Source organism: Methylocystis rosea SV97, assembly GCF_000372845.1.
In the GTDB taxonomy this organism is placed as follows: domain Bacteria; phylum Pseudomonadota; class Alphaproteobacteria; order Rhizobiales; family Beijerinckiaceae; genus Methylocystis; species Methylocystis rosea.
Window position 1 is genome coordinate 2,337,610 of sequence record NZ_KB889963.1, and the last position, 18,971, is coordinate 2,356,580.

Consider the following 18,971-nt stretch of genomic DNA (forward strand, 5'->3'; position numbering starts at 1 on the left):
GAGCGACCCCAGGCGGCTCGACAATGCGCCGCCTTTCGGTTATGGAACGGGACTCAACTAGAACAGCGTTCCGAAACGCTCGTCGGCCCCAAGGCTAAGACGAAACGGCAGGAGTTTTCGTTATGAACATTATCGAGCAGCTCGAGGCGGAACATGCCGCCAAGCTTATCGAGGGCAAGAAAATCCCCGAGTTTCGGCCGGGAGATACGGTGATCGTCAACGTCAAGGTGAAGGAAGGCGAGCGCGCGCGTATTCAGGCCTATGAAGGCGTCGTCATCTCCCGCCAGGGCGGCGGGCTGAACGAGAGCTTCACCGTCCGCAAGATTTCCTATGGCGAGGGCGTCGAGCGCGTCTTCCCGATCCATGGGCCGCTGATCGACTCGATCAAGCTCGTGCGCCGCGGCAAGGTGCGCCGCGCCAAGCTCTATTATCTGCGTGATCGCCGCGGCAAATCCGCCCGCATCGCCGAGCGCATCGACACCAAGCCGAAGGCGGCCGCGGGCAAATAACGACAGTTTTCGGAGAATGCCGCCGTCCGCAGCCGCCCGGTTTCGGGCGGCTTTTTTTAGGTCTCCAGCGGCGCGTTGAGGATCCAGCGGTGGCCGAACGGGTCACGCAAGGAGGCGTAGCGCGTCCCCCAGAAAGAATTCGTCGGGGCTGTCTCGACCTTGCCGCCAAGCTTGGTGGCGCGGGCGCAGATGTCGTCGACGTCCTGCGCCTTGTCGTATTCGAGGCTGATGGAGACGGTCACGTGCTCGCCGGGCAGAGGCACGCGGGTCTGGCCAAATTCGGGAAAGATGTCGGCGAGCATCACCGAGCCGCCGTTGATCAGCAGTTCGCAGTGGGCGATGCGCAGCCCGTCGACCGACGGCATGAGGGCCCGCTGCTGGGCGCCGAAGGCGCCGGTGTAAAAAGCGATGGCTGCGGCGGCGGGGCTGACGGTCAGATAGGGCGCGACCCTCGGACGTGGCTGTTTCATCAAATTTCCTCCGCCGGGGCGCGCAGCGGATCGCCCCAGTCTTTTTTCCTGATCTTTTCGTAGCGCGCCTTGTCGCGCTTGGGAATGAATGTCTCTTCGAATGCTTTATCGGCGCAGAGCGTTAGGGAAATTCCCGCCTTGCTGACGCGGGGCGGGGCGATGACGCGCGCCCATGGCGGCGTCCCACCGGACCGCCCCGCGACGAGATAGGCGAACTTCTCGTCCTCGAAGGGCGCGTCGGCGCCTTTGACCAATTTGTGCGCGCGCCGCCGGGGCAGCCTGACCGAGAAATGGCACCAATCGTTCGCCGGCAAGGGGCAGGGCGCCTGGTGCGGACAGGGCGCGAGAATATTCGCGCCGAGAGCGATCAGTCGGCTGCGGACGATCATCAGCCGGGCATGGTCGCGAGGCGTGCCCGGCTCGACGATGACAAGCGCGCCGCTTGTGCGCGACCAAAGCCGATCGACGACGGCGGCGAGGTCGGCTTCGGCGATTTCAGTAAGCGCGTAGCCGACGACGACGAGGTCGAACGAGGCGGCGTCCTCGCCCGCCCGTGGCGTGGCCATATCGGCGTGCGTCGCTTCGATCGTCGCGCGAAGTCCGCTCTCCTGCGCCAGCGCCGCCGCGAGGTTCAGGAATAGCGCGCTGCGGTCAAGGAGTGTGATCTCGGCGATGTTTGGCCACACGGTCGCGGCGGCGCACGAGGCCGCGCCAAGGCCGCACCCGACGTCGAGCATCCGCTTGGGGGCGAATTCAGGGCTCTGCTCGTCCAGCCGTCCAAGCGCCGTCACGATGGCGGCGTAGGTCGCGGGCATGCGCGTCGCCGCATAGGCCAGGGCGTCCGTCTCGTCCCGAATAGTTTCGCTGGTCGGCCTATGGGCTCTATAGCGCTCCGACAGCTGTCGGGCTCTGTCGCGCAGCGCGCTATGCGAGAGGCCCTCAAGCCTCGCCTCGATGGCCGCCGAAAGCGGCGCAGGAAGCTCTGGGGAGGGCAGGCTCATCGCGTATTGGCTCGGGGAGGGCTGCGCCTTGAACTCTCTTCCATGCAGCTTGCGTTACGGGTAGAAGAGCCTCAATTCAAGGGAGACGAATAGAGGCGGCCAATCGCAGTCGGCCTCATGCTGAGGAAGAGCGGAGAGCCGTCTCCAAGCACGAGGGCGCCGCCCGTGATGTCCTTGTCCTTCGAGACGCGGCCTGCGGCCGCTCCTCAGGATGAGGAAATCAATCAGCGAGCCGGATCGCGAGAAGCCAGCAAGAGGAAGAGATAAATGTCCAAAGCCGCGCCCCGCACCGTTTACGACAAGATCTGGGACGACCATGTCGTCGACCACAAGGATGATGGCGCGTCGTTGCTCTATATCGATCGTCACCTCGTGCATGAAGTTACGAGTCCGCAGGCGTTCGAAGGCTTGCGCATGATGGGCCGGTCGGTGCGCGCCCCGCAACGGACGCTCGCCGTCGTCGATCACAATGTGCCGACGACCGATCGCTCTTTGCCGATTGAAGACTCCGAGAGCAGGGCGCAGGTGGAACAGCTTGCGCTCAACGCGCGCGAGTTCGGCGTCGAATATTACGACGAGCACGACCGGCGCCAAGGCGTCGTGCATATCGTCGGCCCGGAGCAGGGCTTCACTCTCCCCGGCATGACGATCGTCTGCGGCGACAGTCATACTTCGACTCACGGGGCCTTTGGCGCGCTCGCGCATGGCATCGGCACGTCGGAAGTCGAGCATGTGCTCGCAACCCAGACGCTGATCCAGAATAAGGCGGCCAATATGCTGGTGCAGGTCGACGGCAAGCTCGCCGACGGCGCCACCGCGAAAGACATCATCCTCGCGATCATTGGCAAGATCGGCACCGCCGGCGGCACCGGACACGTCATCGAATATGCAGGCGAGGCGATCCGCGATCTCTCGATGGAAGGCCGCATGACCGTTTGCAACATGTCGATCGAAGGCGGCGCCCGCGCTGGGCTCGTCGCGCCGGACGAGAAAACTTTCGCCTATCTGAAGGATCGCCCAAAAAGTCCAAAGGGCGAAGCGTTCGACATGGCCCGAAAATATTGGGAGACGCTGTACACGGACGAGGGCGCGCATTTCGATAAGATCGTCAGGCTCGACGCCAGCAATCTGCCGCCGATTGTGACCTGGGGCACCTCGCCTGAAGACGTCGCGACCATCGACGGATTCGTGCCTACCCCCGACAGCGCAAAGACGCCGCAAAAGCGCGCCGCCATCGAACGCGCGCTGGACTATATGGGTCTGAGGGGCGGCGAACGCATCACCGACATCGAGATCGACCGCGTGTTCATCGGCTCCTGCACCAACGGCCGTATCGAAGATTTGCGTGCGGCGGCGAAGATGGTGGAGGGAAAGAGCGTCGCCGAACGCATCAACGCGATGGTTGTGCCGGGATCGGGTCTCGTAAAGGCGCAGGCGGAAGCGGAGGGTCTCGACAAGATCTTTACCGCCGCCGGCTTCGAATGGCGGGAGCCGGGCTGCTCCATGTGTCTGGCGATGAATCCCGACCGGTTAGCGCCGGGCGAGCGCTGCGCCTCGACGTCCAATCGCAATTTCGAGGGGCGACAGGGCTTTAAGGGTCGAACCCACCTCGTCTCCCCGGCGATGGCGGCCGCAGCCGCAGTCGCCGGACGCTTGGTGGACGTGCGCAACTGGCGCTAATCAAAAGAAGCGACGCCGCAACCTCCCTGCTGGCGTCGCAAAAAAGCAGAGCGGAGAGCAGCGACTGAAATCGCGTCAGTCGTCGTCGTCCGGAGCGTTCTGATCCAAATCTGGGTCGTTCCGCCATTGATCATCGCTCCAGGGACGCGTATCGCGCCACATGCGATCGCCGCCGCCGCCACGACCCCAATAGTCGCCCCGCTCGCCTCTCAAGCCCTGATCGCTCAAGCCCTGATCGCGGTCATCTGCTTTCTGCATAAGACCATGGTCCGCTTGCGTCAGGCGCCCGGGAAAAAACTCCGGTGCGGCAACTGCGGACTGCGCGAACCCGAAAGCGCCAAGCGCAAGCGCCGCGATCGACAGTCTATTCATGAGTTTTCTCCTCCTGATATGATCCTGCCTGAACATCGCATCGCGCCCGATTGTTCCTGTGTGATCGCGCGGATTCGCGGCGTCGCCGTGGCTCGCCATGCCGGTGCCAAGGAAAGGGGCGCCCGCATTGCGGACGCCCCTATGCGTCGAACGCCTTGCGTCGAGAGGCTTTCGCTTAGTCGCGGTCGCGCCCGCGGCGGTCGTTGTCCCAGTCGCGCTTGTGCCCACCGCGCCAGCTGTCGTCGCGCCAGGAGCGGTTTTCACGGCCCCAGTAGCCACGTCGGTTTTTATCCCAACCGCGATGGTAGCCTCGATTCTCCTTCCAGTCCCCGTCACGATCGCGCGCGTTCTGCACGAGGCCGTCATCGGTCTGGATCATGCCCGGCGCATGAGAAGCGGTGGGCGCCGACATTGCGGATTGCGCGAAACCGAAAGCGCCAAGCGCAAGCGCCGCGATCAACAGCTTATTCATGAGTGAGCTCCTATGATGGTGATCCTGCCTAACACCGCGCGGCGCCGATTGTTCCTGCGCGTCGTGGCATATCGCCTGCGATGATCTGACGATGACTGAACAGGATTGGACTCGGTTAAGAGCGCCGACGCTTGCCGATATCGAAGCGCTCGCGGACGCGGCCTACGCTGCTCTGCCGACAAGCTTCACGCGGCTGTGCGAGGGCCTCGTCATCCGTGTCGATGACTTTCCGGACGACGAAACGCTCGACGACATGCAATGCGAAAGCGAATTCGATCTTCTGGGCCTGTTTCGCGGGCGCGGCCTGACGCAAGGCGCGCATCTCTCCGAGACGGGCGAACAGCCGAACATGATCTGGCTCTATCGACGACCGATACTCGACTATTGGGCCGATAGCGAAGACACGCTTGGAGCGATCGTCACCCACGTGCTCGTGCATGAGATCGGCCATCATTTCGGATTGACCGACGCCGATATGGAGGAGATTGAACGGCGCGCTGAATAAGATTCAGGGCGCGCGTTCCGCGAGCAGCGTTCCGATGATGGCGCCAAGCGCCATGTCGTCCTCCTGTCCAAATCCATGATGGCGAATGCGCCCGTCGCGGCCGATCAGGATCGCGGTCGGCGTTCCGCGCATTTCATAGCGCGCCATGGTGACGGGAATCGGCCCGCTCTCTGCCGCTTGGTCGACGCCGATCGGAAATGACAGCCGATATTCATGGATGAAGGCTTCGAGCGACACGGGCGTCATCGCCGCGTGATGTTCGAACACCGTATGCAAGCCGATGACGGCGAGGTCGGAGTCGCGGAACAGCGCATGCGCGCGCTGCGCTTGCGGCGTGCCATGCGCCACGCAACCGGGACACAGCATTTGAAAGGCGTGCAGCATGACCACGCGCCCGCGGAGCGCCGCGAGTGTGATCGGCGTCGGCGTATTGAACCAGCGCGATACGGCAAGTTCCGGCGCTTGCATTCATGCCTCCTTTGCACGTTCGTCTTGCTGCGCGCGGCCGTGCTCGACCGGCGCTGTGGGCGAATACATCAGAGGATCACATCCGTCGATCGCGAAACAGACGGCAAAGTTCAGCCGCTCTTCGTCCTCATCAGGTGCACGAACGTCAATACTGCTACAATAACAACCGCCGCAATAACGAACAGCTTCGTCAAGGCACCGTCAATAGGAACCTCAGGATAGGCGATTTGAAATCCCACTCGGAGGAGAATAGCAATAAAAATTATTGCCGTGATTTGGAAAACAAGCGTCATTTCTTCCCCGAGTCATTTAAATTCTCGGTAGCGTTAACTTGGTGGACGATTCCCAGCAAAGCAGCGGTTATTGGTTCCAATGAACGGGCAGAGTGAAGTATCAAATTCAAGAGCGTGTTCCTAAACGTGTCTATTTTCTTTCTGTCATCAAATTTTTCCTCCTGAACCTGAGAAAGATAGGAGGACACTAGCGTGCCAAAAGCTGATTCATCCACCGGGGTTAAGTCGACAAGTAAGAATGGGGGAGGAAGAGGGCTGGTATTCCCTATCTGTTTAGCATAAGTAACTATATATGGACCACTAGTTTCGTCTCCATTGCACAAGCTTTTGACCTCGTCCACAGGTCTGTTGCATATCGCTGCGATCAATTGGCCTGCAATTGCAAAACTATAATGAGCAGAAGATTTTGATTCATTTGACAAAAACCTCCGAATGTTTCCTTCATTTTTATAAAAGTCATTTTGTTTTCTCCTCCCCATTTCCTTTGTGGAAGGGACGAAAAGAATATTAGTTTCGGCGGGCGATGCTATAAGAGAGTGGACATCTTTGACTTGGGTAAAAATCTGTTTCAGTAGGGCTGCGCTCCGCTGTGATCCGTTGCGAAGTATCGCATACGAATACAAACCATACCCAGAAGCTTCAGATCCCCTACTGTATAGAAACGCGTAACCACTTGCATTTATTGCCAAAACAGCAGAGGCTAACGAAGCACTAGCGTGACTGTATGTTATGGCCGGAGCAAGGGACGCAGGCACAGCTTCGGCGGGCTTGGCTTCAGCCGGCCGCTCCGCCAGCCGAGCGCGACACGCCTTCAAGAAGTCCTGCCAGCTCTGTCCGGCGAGCTCATTGGCGGTCTTGGCGGACTGATATTGCGATCCGCATTCTTTCAGGACATTCGCTTGAGCTGCAGCCTCGGACGTGCAGGCGAGCGTGATGAGTAGAAAAGAATAAATCAATAACCGTAGCAACGAAAATCCTCCTCAACACAGCAATGCGCCATCGGAGAGAAAAAACCATTAAAAGGATAGCATCCTGCCCCTGATTTGAAAAGCTGACTAATGGCTCCACTTAGGACGAACCTACGACCTAGCGATCAACAGTCGCGTGCTCTACCAGCTGAGCTATCGGGGAATGCGGTCCCGCCTTTATAGGCCAGGGGCGTGGTGTGCCAAGTCACGAGTCTCGCTTCGCTCTATTCCCCATAGTCGCCGCCGTCAGTCCCGGGCGTTGCGCGCGATCGGGTCAGAGGATCACGTCCGTCGGTCAATGTCTCTTCCGGCTTCGTACTCGCGCTCGAAAGCCTCTCTTTCAAACGGAATATTGCGGTAGGCGGCGTCGTGATTGCGTAAGCGCCAAAGGTTCGAAAGATAGTCGCGGAAATAGATCAGATAGAAGCGCGCGATCCCGTGCCGATCAATCTGCTCTTGGTGAATGAGTTCATGCCGAAGGAGCGTCTGTGAAACCTCCGAATCGTCTCCCTTAAAGAGGATCGTGCGTCCAACCACCATCCCACGATAATTGCGCACGAATGGGAGTCTGAAAACCCAATGACGATAGCGCACGCGGAGCGGCCGACGCGGCCAGCGTTTTTCGGCTGAAATTTCGCGCGATCGCATGCGCGCGCTCTCCTCAATTCGGGCGTCTCTCTCGGCAGGCGAGTTGATGTCAGTCTCGTCCTTTCGGGTCAAGCGTTCGGCCTGCATACGCTGAGTCGCCCGGCCGTGCGATCATCCGACACCCGGATACGCAACCCTACACGCGCGCGCGGCATGTTTAGGACACGGCCGCAGGGTCGCCGTCCACGCTTTAGCTCGCACGCCGTGGATATTCCGTCTGCGCATTGCCGCGATTGCCGAGGCGCATAGATATTTGCTCTCAAGACCCCCGCCATGGGGTTATCGACAGAGAGATCAGAGCGTTCCCCAATGAATCCCACAAGCGTCCTTAGGGTCGCGCTCAGCAGCGTCGCGTTGGCGTTCTCTTGCTGCGTTCCTGCAATCAGCCAAGAACGGATCGTCAATGTTTTGGGCTGGGGCGACTACGTCGATCCCCGTGTGCTGAGAGATTTCACCAGGACGACCGGCATCGAGGTGACTTACGAGAGCTACAGTTCTGACGAGAGCTTAGAAAAAACGCTTCAGCCTGGGAGCCGCGCTTTTGACGTCGTGATCGTCTCGAGTGGAGTGTTGCGAAAGCAGATCGCCAGGGGCCTCTATCAGAAGCTCGACAGGAGCAAGCTTCCAAACGCCGTCAATCTTTGGCCAGAGATTATGGAGCGCCTTGCCACCTATGACCCCGGGAACGAACACGCCGTCAATTATGCGTGGTTCGCGATGGGGATCGCCTACGACGTCGGCAAGGCCCGGGAACTCATGGGCAAGGCCTCGCCGTCGGCGGATTCCTCGTTCGACTCATGGGGCTTACTTTTCCAACAGAAAAATTTGAAGAAATTGTCGACATGCGGGGTGGGAATTTTGGACAGTCCTGAGGATTTATCTTCAGCTGCGTTGCAATATCTGTGGTCCAACTGGCGGCTTTCGCCGGGATTGGATCGACGCACGGACGGCATCCGCGCCGCCGAGCTTTTGACCGCCGTCCGGCGCGACAGCAAACGCCTCGACTCTCGCGACTATGTCAACGCGCTGGTCAACGGCGACGTCTGCGTCGCGGTCGGCTTTTCCCTGGATAGCCTGCGCGCCCGCTACACAGCCGGCATGGTGGAGGAATTCGTCGAGATCGACTTTTTCATCCCCCGGGAGGGCGCTCCTATTCGACTCGACAATCTCGTCATACCGATCGACGCTCCACATGTCGAAGAAGCATACAAATTCATCGATTTTCTTCTGCAGCCGGAAATTGCAGCCCGCAATACGAATTTTATTGGCGTCGCCAACGGCGTCCTTGCCTCGAAATCCTTGGTCGATGGGAGCATCTCAAGGAACAAGTCGATATACCCGGACGCCGCCATGATGAAGCGTCTGGTCGCTCCTCAACTCGACGACGGCGCGCCCGCGACCGGACAGACGATCAGTCGCGAAGGAACGCCGATCGGAAGGGGAGCTACGATGTGGGGACTAGGCCGGCGTGTCTCTAAGCCGGCCAAGTCGTCTATCTTCTAAAGGCCAACTGCGGGGCGTCGTTGCCTACTGGCCTCCACCGACAGGTTTTTCAACGCGCTCGGCGGTTGCTGGAACCGATGTCGAGAGACACATCGTTGGACGAAGCTTTTCGATCGTTACGATGGCCTTCTGCGAAGCCTGCATTTTTTCGTTGAGATCGAAAATTTGTTGTCTTGTGGCGGCGACATCCTTCAAGTCAGCCTCAAGCGTGTCGTTCATCGACTTCAATATGTCCGCCGAGTGGGGCATATCGCCCAGATTCACCTGTTTCAGGTTCTGCTCGACTTTCATGGCGCAGCTGATGCGCCGGTCGTATTCGATCCTCAAGTCCTTAAATCTCGCGGCGAAAGTGCCGGCTTTTGTCAAATCCGCCGAAAGCGCGTCGGGCCTGATGCGACAGATCGCATCGACATTGCCGACCGCGAGATATTTAGCCTCGATGATGTGTCCGAAATCGCTGTTGAGCTTTTTGGCTTCATCCAAGAGCGTATTAAGGCTGCAAACGAATTGCTCGCGCCCGCGATAGCAGCTGTCCAATCTGATCGCGCCCTTGGCGCCTGGCAACGTTAAGCTTGCCGTTCCATTCGAGTCGCAGGCGGCCAGCGCCGCCGCCAGAGCCCCGCTGTTGCTTGCTGAGTTCAATTCTTCCGGAGCTTCTTCCTGAAGTCGATCTTCCGAACGGCGGACGCCGTGATGGCGATATTCGCGCCGAGCGATCTGTTGCGGCTCATAGGCCGGTTCCAAAGCCCAAGCGGCGCTTGGCCCGCGTCCGACGGACGAGGGGCCGATCAGCACAAGGAGCGCGGTTCCCGCCACGAGCTGCGCCGCCTCTAGTGTTTTTCTGTTCAGAATGGCCATCATCGGGCCCTCTCGGATTTTCAATGCCCGACGAACTCAGGCTCAATACTGAAAACATTGTCTTGCTCGAGCAAATGGCAACTCATGGCCTTGCATGAAACAATTGATGCAATGTCTAAAGGACGTGTCCCACATACAAAGATTGCTGCCGCCGTGTCCGGGGGAAGCGCAGGTGCTTGTTAAGTAAGCCCGTGGGGCGCCTCCATCACTTGGGACGGGCGCGACGTCACGACGCCGGGCAGGCGCTCGCCTTCGAAAAATTGAAGTTTTGGAAGCGGCTCTGCTGTCCGCCGGAAGCCGAAGCCGGGCGCCAAGCCTGCGCATCAGGACCGAGCCCTACGGATGCGCAGGTCGGAGCCTAGGGCGGGGACGCCATTCGCGTCACGCCGCGCCTAACCGGCGAGGCGGATTTCCTGCGTCGAACTGGCGGAGCTGAGAACCCCGCCGCCCGATTCACAAGTGATGGTGATGATGGTGGTGAAGATTATGATGATGGTGGTGATGATGATGCACGACGCCAGCCGATCTCGCCATCGCGGGAGCCGGTGAAGGGGCGACAGGCATAGAAGTAGTCTTTCCCGTCACGTTGTTGAGCACGTTCGTAACCGCCAGTCCCGCCTCGGCCCCCACGCGATTCACTCCAGAGGCAAGCTCTGAAATAGGATTTTGGGCTCTCGCTGCTTGAGCGGTGAGAGCAAAGCCGACCATCAGGCCAAATACCAATCCCGCGTTCTTAAAGCACGCCATGCCAACCTCCCTGTTTCTCTCTGCAAAAGGGTCCTCATCAATAATTGGCGGTCGCGGCCGAGCCAATGCCTTTGAGCCGGCGACGCCCGAGTTTTTTAGGGTCCGGCGTCACTTCGCCGACCTCCGCGAGCGTATTCAGGAAGCGGAAGCACGGCGACGCAAGAGAGGTGAGAATCCCTACCTTCTCACGCTAGCTCACGCTTCCGCCGAACGTGATGGCACAAGCTGACAGGGGACCGAAATGGCCCGCCGGACGCCCTCGCCCTCGCCATGAATTTTTCCGCTGGCGGGGACAGGCGCCTCCGCCGCGGAAGGAGCCTTGTTTCCGTCATCGCTCGACCAGGCCTCGATCAGGTTCTCTCCGTCGTAAAGTTCGACCCGGTGATTTTCAGTGGAATTTTTATAGCGCGCCACAACGCCGCCGAAATTGCTGAGCGCCCGGCTGGCGTCGCGATCTCGTAGCGTTCCGAGTTGCTTCGCGCCATTCCAGATGACGATGTTGAAACGTGGTTCGCTCAATCGATTGGCATTCATTTTTGCAGCCCCGATTTCGAATCGCCTGTGTTCATGCTTGCATAATTCGCGCAGCTTAAATTCACTCGATTGTGTTCAAAAACCCCTCCGAAGGCAGAGGCAAACTCTTTTTTGGGGAACTCAGGTGCTGAATAATTTTAATGAAACCAATGTCTTGGCAAAACTCGGCCTAAACGAGTGACATGATTTCGGTAGCGACTGCTTGCGCGATCAGCAGAAATTTCCCGGTTGGCGTCATCGACGTTTTCGGTCACTTGTGCGGTATCGGCCGGGAAGATCGGAACGTATGTCAGAGACGGAGGGTCGCCGGAATGACGGCGCCGGCTTGCAGGACATAGCGGGAGGCGGGGCTCTGGAGCCGATCGGAGTTCACGTTTCGACGGTCGGCCGCAGCATTTTACGCACGGCGTTCGCAGTTTCGTTCCGAGATGGCTCCCCGAGTAGGACTCGAACCTACGACCTAGCGATTAACAGTCGCGCTCTGGTCTGTTTTATAACAAAGACTTAGCTCAAAAATTTGTGTCTACACGCCCACGGAAAACCAATGGAACATGACAAGACTGTCTACACAATTTTCGAGCGACGGCCGCACGGTTTCATAAAGCTCAGCCTCTTGATATGATTTTTTCACAATCACTCACCCCGTCCGGAAAATAGTCGCCCTCAAGGGCACAGAGGAGGCGTCTTCCGATGGACGATCGTTCAGAAATTGCGTCGAATGCCGCTACATTTTTCAGCTACCTATCAAACAATTTCGTAGTTATATCTGCCGCAGTCACCATTACTATAGCCGGTATGGTAACTACGTTTATATATTCATACTTGTCAGTTTTTGACAGCTCTCTTGTTTGGATAGTTGAATCAACGGATCTTGTGAAATATTGTGTGATCGGTTTCGCCTTGGCTACGGGATATATATTTTCATTATACGTAGTAATTGATATTTTCATGAAATGGGAAAAGCTATCTACCGGCACGAAGATAGCGGTTTTTGGAATAATGGGATTTATTTTGATTTTGAGTTTAATCTTAGATATATATCAGGATATAACGTCAAATAATAGTCGTATAGAGTTCCATATATACAAGTATTTAGCATTTTTTATTATGCTTGGCTTTGCAGCGCTTGCGTTTATGTTTATAGAAATGTGTAGAGAAGTTGATTTTTATCTAATTAACGGAGCATTGGTGATACTTGTCGGCGTATTTTTGGTGATTGGGTCTTGGGCGATGGGCCGGACGTATGGTTTATGGCTAAGGGATGTATCGACAGAAAAACATGTTATCCTAGTGCGAAGCGAAAATGGCTATTTTGATGAAATACTAGACGCTAAAATAGTAGTTATTACCGCAAATCATACTGTGATTAGGGAAAGAAATAACAATATTCTGCTACCATCGACTGCGATAGCGCGAATTACATTGACGGAAGCGTCAAAATGATCGTCGAGCTTGATGCCTTACAGGCACGGGCATTGGCGCGTTGTGCAAGCTCCGGGACATTCTAGGCCAGCGTTCAACGTCGATGGCTCGCCACTACTCCGAGAACGCAGCGCTCCCGGATCACGCGAAGGCGCTTGTCTCAGGTCTGAATCTGACAGGGAAGGGCGTCGCCGAAGTGTCTACACTCACCGATTAAAGTGTCTACACGCTTCCGGCTATTTCCGTAATTTATTGAATTTATTGGCTCCCCGAGTAGGACTCGAACCTACGACCTAGCGATTAACAGTCGCGTGCTCTACCAGCTGAGCTATCGGGGAATGCGGTCCCGCGTATACAAGGCGGGCGGCGGTTTGCCAAGCCCGCCTCGGCGACTCCGTCGTGCATAAGTATCGGCGTCGTTCGGGCGGCTTTGGGTCGTCGCGACGATTTGCTCAAACCGGGCTGAGCGCGTCCGCCGGCGCAAAGGCCGCGAGCGCCGCCGCGACGTCGTCGGGCGAGGGCAGCCCCGCCTCATTGCCCAGATGCTGGATTTTATGCGCCGACGCCGCGCGGGCGAATTCAAAGTGCTCGCGCCAGGGGGCGTCCGGCCGCTCGAGATAGGAGGCGCAATAGGCGCCGTGAAAGACGTCGCCGGCGCCGGACGTGTCGACGATGAGTTCGTGCGGCACGGCGAGCGAGGCCATCTGCGAAATCTCGCCGTCCTCGTCATACCACAGCATGCCCTTTTCGCCGGTCGTCACCCCGCCGATCCGGCAGCCCTTGGATTTCAGCCAGCCAAGCATGTCGAGCTCCGACAAGGACATTTGCTCGCAGAGCTTTTCGGCCACCACCGCGACGTCGACGTAACCCGTCAGCTCCTCGATGCAGGGCCGCAGCGCGCCGCCGTCAAGCGAGACGAGAGCGCCGCGCGCCCGAGCCCCCTTCGCGTAATGGAGCGCGGCGTCGGCCATATGCCCATCGATATGGAGAAGTCGCGTTTCCGAAATGTCGAGGCGCGGAACGCCCTGCAGATAAGTGTCGTCGCGCGCGCGCAGGATCGCCCGCTTGCCGTCATTGGGCCAGACGAACGACAGCGACGAGCGCGCCACCCGTCGCGGATGGACATCGATCCCGTAAGTATGGGCCATGTCCATGAACATGTGGCCGAGCCAGTCGGGCGCGAGCGTGGTCAAGAGATCGACGGGATGGCCGAGCTTGGCGCAGGCGAAGCCGGCCGTGACGGCGTTGCCGCCGAAACTCACCGCATAGTCGCGCGCTAACGCCTTCTGGTCGCCCGAGGGCATGCGCTCGGCGCGCATGGTGACGTCGATATAGGCATGGCCAATGAAGAGAGCGTCCAAGGCTGAGACTCCCAAGATGGCGCCGAGCGGTCGCCGCAAAATGATCCCGCAGCAGCGTGACGCACGCCTGCGACGCGTCTGTGGCGTCAGACTGAAAAGCTGGTGCCGCAGCCGCAGGAGGAGACGGCGTTGGGATTAACGACACGGAAGGACTGTCCCATCAGATCGTCGACAAAGTCGATGCTGGCGCCGGCGAGAAAGCCAATGGACGCGGGGTCGATCGCAACCCGGGCGCCGGCGTGCTCAAGAAGCGCATCCTCCGCGCCCGGAGCGGAGTCCACGGCGAAATGATACTGGAAGCCGGAGCAGCCGCCGCCCTCGACTGAAACGCGAAACACCGCGCCGGGCGACTCATTGGCGAGAATCGCGTGAATGCGCCGCGCCGCTTGATCGGTGAGCGCGATATCGCTTGCCGCCGTCGTCATCCGTTTCTCCGTCACTTGCCTGCGCGGGCCGTCGCGAGTTACTGCGGGCGGACGCCCGATCGAAAGAAACTCGCCCGAAATCCGAAATTCGGCATATCCCATTCTACGGCGGCCCGGCCGTTTGCGGGATATGCTCTCTGCAGCAAGATAGGTCCAAACCTGAGGCGTTTCAATGAAAGGCGCGCATATGGCGGTTCGTGGCCCTCTCGCGGCATACGCCAGCGACGCCGCGCGCTCGCGCGGCCGGCTCTATGCAGAGGCGCCATCGCCCACACGCAGCGAATTTCAGCGCGATCGCGACCGAATCATCCACTGCACCGCCTTTCGCCGCCTCGCGCACAAGACGCAGGTCTTCGTGCCGCTCGACGGCGATCATTTTCGCACCCGCCTCACCCATACGATCGAGGTCGGGCAGATCGCCCGCGCGCTCGCCCGCGCTTTGCGCGTCGACGAGGATCTCGCGGAGGCCGTGGCGCTCGCCCATGACCTCGGCCATACGCCGTTCGGCCACGCCGGCGAGGGCGCGCTCGAGGCCTGCATGGCGCCCTTTGGCGGGTTTGATCACAACGCTCAGGCGCTGCGCGTCGTGACGCTGCTCGAGCGCCGTTACGCGCGCTATGACGGTCTCGATCTGACCTGGGAGACGCTCGAAGGCATCGTCAAGCACAATGGGCCGCTCGTGCGGCGCGATGCAGATCCCGATTCGCCTCTTCCTCATCCTGAGGAGGCAATTGCCGGCGCGGCAAAAGATCGTCCACTGTCGCGCTATATCGCGGCCTTCGACGCCATCTTTCCGCTCGATCTCTCGACCTTCGCCAGCATTGAGGCGCAGGCCGCGGCTCAGGCCGACGATATCGCCTATATCGGCCATGACATCGACGACGGCCTGCGCGCCGAACTGTTTTCGCTCGACGACATTGCGCGAACGCCCTTCATCGCCGGTGTTCTCGTGCTTGTCCGCGACGAACACCCCGGCCTCGAACGGCCGCGCGTCATCCACGAACTCGTGCGCCGAGTCATCACCGCCTTCGTCGAAGACGCGATCGGCGAATCGCAGCGCCGGATCGCGCGGGTCGCGCCGGCGAGCGCCGACGATGTGCGGGGCGCGGCCGAAACCCTCGTCGGCCTTTCGCCGCCGATGGCCGAAGCCGAGCGCGACATCAAGGTCTTCCTCTTCGCCAACATGTATCGGCACGAGAAGGTCTTGGGCGTCTGGGAGCGGGCGCGCGACGCGATTTCACGGCTGTTTCCGGCTTTTTTTGAGAGCCCGGAGCTGATGCCGGCGGAATGGGCGGCGCAGGCGGTGGCCCAGGAGGGCGCCGACCGCGCGGTGGTGGTCGCCGATTATATCGCCGGCATGACCGACCGCTATGCGTTGAACGAAGTGAAGCGGGTGTTTGGAGGTGAAGCCGCTGGTCGATCATAGGACCTGCCGCAGGACAGCGTGTCGTCTGTCGAGCCCTGCGGAAGGGGTGATTTCCCTGGCCCAAGCTGTTAAACGGGCGGCCGACCTTGCCCACGGACCTCCATGAACATTTTCGACGACTTTCACGCTCGCATCGCCGCCATTCTCGATCGCATCGCGGCCGATGGCCGCCTGCCGAAGCTCGATCACGCGCGCTTCGTCGTCGAGCCGCCAAAGGACGCAACGCTGGGCGATCTCGCGTCGAACGCCGCCATGGTCTTCGCCAGGGAGGCGAAGCCGCATTTCGCCTCTCCGCGCGAACTGGCGGTCGAAATCGGCTACGCCCTTGCGCAATCGCCGGACGTCGTCGCGACCGAGGTCGCCGGGCCGGGCTTCATCAATATTCGGCTGAAGCCCGAGATGTTCACGCAGGTTCTTCGCGCCGTGTTGCGCGATCCGCAGAATTTCGGCCGCGTCGGCAAGAGCCGGTCAAGCGCTCTGCAAGGCAAGGTGAATGTCGAATATGTTTCGGCCAATCCGACGGGGCCGATGCATGTCGGCCACGGCCGGGGCGCCGTCTTTGGCGACGCGCTCGCAAATCTACTGGCCTTTTCGGGCTGCGCCGTGACGCGCGAATATTACATCAATGACGCCGGCGCCCAGGTCGACGTCCTGGCGCGCTCCGTTTATCTGCGCTACCGCGAGGCTCTGGGCGAGGCGATCACGATCCCCGAGGGGCTCTACCCGGGCGACTATCTGAAACCCGTCGGCGAGGCGCTCGCCAAAGCGCAGGGCAAGGCGCTCGCCGGCGCGGCGGGGAGCGAGTGGCTGCCCGTCGTTCGCGCCGCCGCCATCGACGCGATGATGGAGTTGATCCGCGGCGATCTCGCCGCCTTGAACATCACGCATGAGACGTTCTTCTCCGAACGGTCCTTGCATGCAAAAAAGGACGGCGTTTCGGCGATCGACGCCGCCATCGACTGGCTTCGAGCCAAAGGCCTCGTCTATGAAGGCCGCTTGCCCCCGCCGAAAGGGCAATTGCCGGACGACTGGGAGGATCGCGAGCAGACGCTGTTCAGATCGACGCTCTTTGGCGACGACGTGGACCGCGCCTTGAAGAAATCCGACGGCTCGCCGACCTATTTCGCGGCCGATATCGCCTATCATAAGGACAAGATCGATCGCGGATTCGACACGCTTGTAGACGTCTGGGGCGCCGATCACGGCGGCTATGTCAAACGCATGACGGCGGCCGTCGCCGCGCTCTCGGACAAGCGGGTGACGCTCGACGTCAAGCTTTGCCAGCTCGTCAAGCTGATGCGCGCCGGCGAACCGGTCAAAATGTCGAAGCGGGCCGGGGACTTCGTCACTTTGCGAGAGGTCGTCGACGAGGTCGGCGTCGACGCCGTGCGATTCATGATGCTCTATCGCAAAAACGATGCGCCGCTCGACTTCGACCTTGCCAAGGTCATCGAGCAATCGAAGGATAACCCGGTCTTTTACGTCCAATACGCCCATGCGCGGGGAAAGTCGGCGCTGCGCCAGGCGCTCGCCGCTTTTCCCGATATGAACCTCTCGGCCCAAAGCCTAGCCGAGGCGGATCTGGCGCTTTTGGCGGACGAGGGCGAACTTGCTTTGGCCAAGATGATCGCTCAGTATCCGCGCGTGATTGAGGCGGCGGCGGCGGCGCATGAGCCGCACAGGGTGGCCTTTTATCTGCACGAACTGTCGAGCGTGTTCCATTCGCATTGGAATCGCGGCAAAGATCAGCCGCAATTACGGTTTGTTAAGTCTGAAGAGAGAGAGTTAACCATCGCTCGGGTTGCGTTGGTTAGCTCTTTAACGATCGTCCTGGGGTCAGGCTTGAGGCTGCTCGGCGTGAGCGCCCCCGACGAGATGCGCTAATCGACGCCTTGAGCGGCCACGGCCAGGCGTAGGACGCGCTTAACAATTTTGCTTCGCGCCCCCCCAGGAATTAACGAGCGAGGTGCATCATGCGCGAGACATCGGTTAGAGGCCCGGCGATCGATCTCGGCGAATTCGAGCGGCGGCTGCGTGGGCCCGAACGCGCCCCGCAAGTCGAAGATCCGCTCAGCGAACTCGCGCGGCTGGTCCAAGGACAGGACCACGTCGCCGCTGATCCCTACAGCCAAATTCTCGCGGAGGCGCGCGACGCTCGCGTTCAAGCCGCCGAACTGCGCGGTTCCTATGACGCCGCGCCGCCAGTGGCCGCTGAGCCGCCCTATTATCCAGAGCCGTCGATGGAGCAGCCTCTGGAGCCCGCCTATCCGGTGGATCCCGACTATCGCGATTTGCCGCCGGGCTATAGCGCCCAACAGGCGGGATACGAGCCCGCCCATTACGGCGCAGAGGCCGGCTGGAGCGATGATTCGCAATATCTCGATTACGGCCAGAGCGATGAAGAATATGAGGATCCCCACGGCGGATGGCGCTCCTGGTTCCGGCCCTGGCACGCCGTCGTCGCGATATCGCTCGTCGCCGTTCTGAGCATCGGCTTCGCTTTCTGGCATCGCAGCGGCTCCGGCGCCTCGCGCGAGATCGCAACCATCGTCGCGCCGGAAGGACCGGTGAAGGTCAAGCCAAGCGCGGAGGCCGAAACGACGGCGCCAGACGCCAGCGCCGCTGTCGTTCTGGACCGCAGGGAGCAGGCGCCGGTTCAGAAAGTCGTCACCAATCAGGAACAGGCGGTGGATCCTTCGGTCACGCCGACTACGGCGCAGCTCGGCGACGGACCTGTCAATCTGCCGCATGAGCCTCCGGCTCCCGCCACGGCCGCGCCAAAGAAGGTCAAAACCGTCACCGTGCGGCCGGACGGCAGCCGGGTGGAGGATGGCGCTCTGCCGCCCGCCGTCGCCATGGCGAGCCGGCCCGCGGAGACGGCGGCGCATACAGCCGTGGCCGGCGCCATCGGCGCGGCGACCGCGACGCCGCCGGCCCAGGCCAAGCCAACGGCGACGCCCCCGCGAATCGCCAAGCCGAAGCCTGTGGCGCCGAAAGTGGCCGCAGTGGAAGAGTCTTCGCCGGATGCGGATTCCGGTCAGTCGGCGCCTCCGAGCAAAGGCGGCTTCGCCGTGCAGTTCGGCGCAGCCGACAGCGAGGCCGACGCCCGCGAATTGCTGAAGACGGTCGTGAGCAAATATCGCTCACAGCTTGGCGGCCTGAAGCCGACCTTCAAAATGGCGACCGTGAATGACAAGACCGTCTATCGCGTGCGCGTCGGGGCGGTGAGCAAGGAGTCCGCGAACGCGATCTGCAGCAAGGTGAAGGCGTCCGGCGGCTCCTGCTTCGTCGCGGGCAACTGACGGGACG

At 60.3% G+C, this 18,971-nt stretch carries 20 protein-coding genes, 1 tRNA gene and 1 pseudogene; 8 read left to right on the top strand and 14 right to left on the bottom strand.

The annotated features are described in order from the left end of the window. Positions 1-122 precede the first annotated feature (122 nt). Complete coding sequence (gene rplS, locus A3OO_RS0112290) at positions 123-509, top strand: 50S ribosomal protein L19 (protein ID WP_014889526.1); 387 nt, start codon at positions 123-125, stop codon at positions 507-509. Between the two features lie 56 nt (positions 510-565). Here the strand turns inward: rplS and A3OO_RS0112295 are convergent, their stop codons facing one another. Together A3OO_RS0112295 and A3OO_RS0112300 are read right to left on the bottom strand one after the other, a co-directional pair. After that, complete coding sequence (locus A3OO_RS0112295; protein WP_018408142.1) at positions 566-979, bottom strand: VOC family protein; 414 nt, start codon at positions 977-979, stop codon at positions 566-568. Further along, entirely contained in the window at positions 979-1,980 is a 1,002-nt protein-coding gene (locus A3OO_RS0112300) for a small ribosomal subunit Rsm22 family protein (protein ID WP_018408143.1), read from the bottom strand. Before A3OO_RS0112300 ends, A3OO_RS0112295 begins: the two co-directional genes overlap by 1 nt. 267 nt (positions 1,981-2,247) lie before the next feature. Between A3OO_RS0112300 and leuC the strand changes: the two genes are divergently transcribed. Beyond that, a complete protein-coding gene (gene leuC / locus A3OO_RS0112305) occupies positions 2,248-3,660 on the top strand; it encodes a 3-isopropylmalate dehydratase large subunit (protein WP_018408144.1) in 1,413 nt (470 codons plus the stop codon). A 75-nt stretch (positions 3,661-3,735) separates the two neighbouring features. Here leuC and A3OO_RS21620 read toward each other — a convergent pair whose 3' ends face one another. Together A3OO_RS21620 and A3OO_RS0112315 are read right to left on the bottom strand one after the other, a co-directional pair. After that, complete coding sequence (locus A3OO_RS21620) at positions 3,736-4,032, bottom strand: hypothetical protein (RefSeq protein ID WP_040573867.1); 297 nt, start codon at positions 4,030-4,032, stop codon at positions 3,736-3,738. A 175-nt stretch (positions 4,033-4,207) separates the two neighbouring features. Next, positions 4,208-4,504, bottom strand: a complete 297-nt coding sequence (locus A3OO_RS0112315; protein WP_018408146.1) for a hypothetical protein — start codon at positions 4,502-4,504, stop codon at positions 4,208-4,210. Positions 4,505-4,595: 91 nt separating this feature from the next. Between A3OO_RS0112315 and A3OO_RS0112320 the strand changes: the two genes are divergently transcribed. Further along, positions 4,596-5,009 (top strand): metallopeptidase family protein, encoded by a 414-nt coding sequence (locus tag A3OO_RS0112320; protein ID WP_018408147.1) that lies wholly within the window; start codon positions 4,596-4,598, stop codon positions 5,007-5,009. A gap of 3 nt (positions 5,010-5,012) precedes the next feature. Here the strand turns inward: A3OO_RS0112320 and A3OO_RS0112325 are convergent, their stop codons facing one another. The 3 genes from A3OO_RS0112325 to A3OO_RS0112340 all read right to left on the bottom strand — a co-directional run bounded on the left by A3OO_RS0112325 (position 5,013) and on the right by A3OO_RS0112340 (position 7,386). Beyond that, on the bottom strand, positions 5,013-5,477 hold the full coding sequence (locus A3OO_RS0112325) for a peroxiredoxin family protein (protein ID WP_018408148.1): 465 nt from the start codon (positions 5,475-5,477) through the stop codon (positions 5,013-5,015). Positions 5,478-5,766: 289 nt separating this feature from the next. Continuing rightward, positions 5,767-6,738 carry a hypothetical protein gene (locus A3OO_RS24260; RefSeq protein ID WP_245257153.1) on the bottom strand — a complete coding sequence of 324 codons (972 nt, stop codon included), beginning with the start codon at positions 6,736-6,738 and terminating at the stop codon, positions 5,767-5,769. 282 nt (positions 6,739-7,020) lie between these two features. Next, positions 7,021-7,386: a hypothetical protein gene (locus tag A3OO_RS0112340; protein WP_040573868.1), complete on the bottom strand. Its 366-nt coding sequence runs from the start codon at positions 7,384-7,386 to the stop codon at positions 7,021-7,023. Positions 7,387-7,695: 309 nt separating this feature from the next. Here A3OO_RS0112340 and A3OO_RS0112345 point away from each other — a divergent pair, with 309 nt between their 5' ends. Beyond that, the gene (locus A3OO_RS0112345; protein WP_018408151.1) at positions 7,696-8,889 is read left to right on the top strand and encodes an extracellular solute-binding protein; all 1,194 of its coding nucleotides are present in this window, start codon (positions 7,696-7,698) and stop codon (positions 8,887-8,889) included. A gap of 24 nt (positions 8,890-8,913) precedes the next feature. Here A3OO_RS0112345 and A3OO_RS0112350 read toward each other — a convergent pair whose 3' ends face one another. From A3OO_RS0112350 to A3OO_RS24265, 4 genes and pseudogenes are all read right to left on the bottom strand, one after another. Then, positions 8,914-9,750: a hypothetical protein gene (locus A3OO_RS0112350; protein WP_018408152.1), complete on the bottom strand. Its 837-nt coding sequence runs from the start codon at positions 9,748-9,750 to the stop codon at positions 8,914-8,916. Positions 9,751-10,200: 450 nt separating this feature from the next. Next, positions 10,201-10,494 carry a hypothetical protein gene (locus A3OO_RS23600; RefSeq protein WP_156824814.1) on the bottom strand — a complete coding sequence of 98 codons (294 nt, stop codon included), beginning with the start codon at positions 10,492-10,494 and terminating at the stop codon, positions 10,201-10,203. A 195-nt stretch (positions 10,495-10,689) separates the two neighbouring features. Beyond that, the gene (locus A3OO_RS0112360) at positions 10,690-11,028 is read right to left on the bottom strand and encodes a hypothetical protein (protein WP_018408153.1); all 339 of its coding nucleotides are present in this window, start codon (positions 11,026-11,028) and stop codon (positions 10,690-10,692) included. Positions 11,029-11,230: 202 nt separating this feature from the next. Continuing rightward, positions 11,231-11,425 (bottom strand): annotated as a pseudogene (locus tag A3OO_RS24265) (TrbI/VirB10 family protein); the annotation flags it as partial. A 293-nt stretch (positions 11,426-11,718) separates the two neighbouring features. On the opposite strand from A3OO_RS24265, the gene A3OO_RS0112370 reads away from it, so the two are divergent. After that, positions 11,719-12,471: a hypothetical protein gene (locus tag A3OO_RS0112370; RefSeq protein WP_018408154.1), complete on the top strand. Its 753-nt coding sequence runs from the start codon at positions 11,719-11,721 to the stop codon at positions 12,469-12,471. A gap of 241 nt (positions 12,472-12,712) precedes the next feature. Here the strand turns inward: A3OO_RS0112370 and A3OO_RS0112375 are convergent. From A3OO_RS0112375 to A3OO_RS0112385, 3 genes are all read right to left on the bottom strand, one after another. Next, positions 12,713-12,788 (bottom strand) — tRNA-Asn (locus A3OO_RS0112375). Between the two features lie 114 nt (positions 12,789-12,902). Further along, a complete protein-coding gene (locus A3OO_RS0112380) occupies positions 12,903-13,811 on the bottom strand; it encodes a sugar kinase (RefSeq protein WP_018408155.1) in 909 nt (302 codons plus the stop codon). Positions 13,812-13,897: 86 nt separating this feature from the next. Continuing rightward, positions 13,898-14,236 (bottom strand): HesB/IscA family protein, encoded by a 339-nt coding sequence (locus A3OO_RS0112385; RefSeq protein WP_026222934.1) that lies wholly within the window; start codon positions 14,234-14,236, stop codon positions 13,898-13,900. A 187-nt stretch (positions 14,237-14,423) separates the two neighbouring features. On the opposite strand from A3OO_RS0112385, the gene A3OO_RS0112390 reads away from it, so the two are divergent. The 3 genes from A3OO_RS0112390 to A3OO_RS0112400 all read left to right on the top strand — a co-directional run bounded on the left by A3OO_RS0112390 (position 14,424) and on the right by A3OO_RS0112400 (position 18,964). Beyond that, positions 14,424-15,662: a deoxyguanosinetriphosphate triphosphohydrolase gene (locus A3OO_RS0112390; RefSeq protein WP_018408157.1), complete on the top strand. Its 1,239-nt coding sequence runs from the start codon at positions 14,424-14,426 to the stop codon at positions 15,660-15,662. 102 nt (positions 15,663-15,764) lie between these two features. Further along, a complete protein-coding gene (gene argS / locus A3OO_RS0112395; protein WP_018408158.1) occupies positions 15,765-17,546 on the top strand; it encodes an arginine--tRNA ligase in 1,782 nt (593 codons plus the stop codon). Positions 17,547-17,635: 89 nt separating this feature from the next. Further along, positions 17,636-18,964, top strand: a complete 1,329-nt coding sequence (locus tag A3OO_RS0112400) for an SPOR domain-containing protein (protein ID WP_018408159.1) — start codon at positions 17,636-17,638, stop codon at positions 18,962-18,964. Positions 18,965-18,971 lie beyond the last annotated feature (7 nt).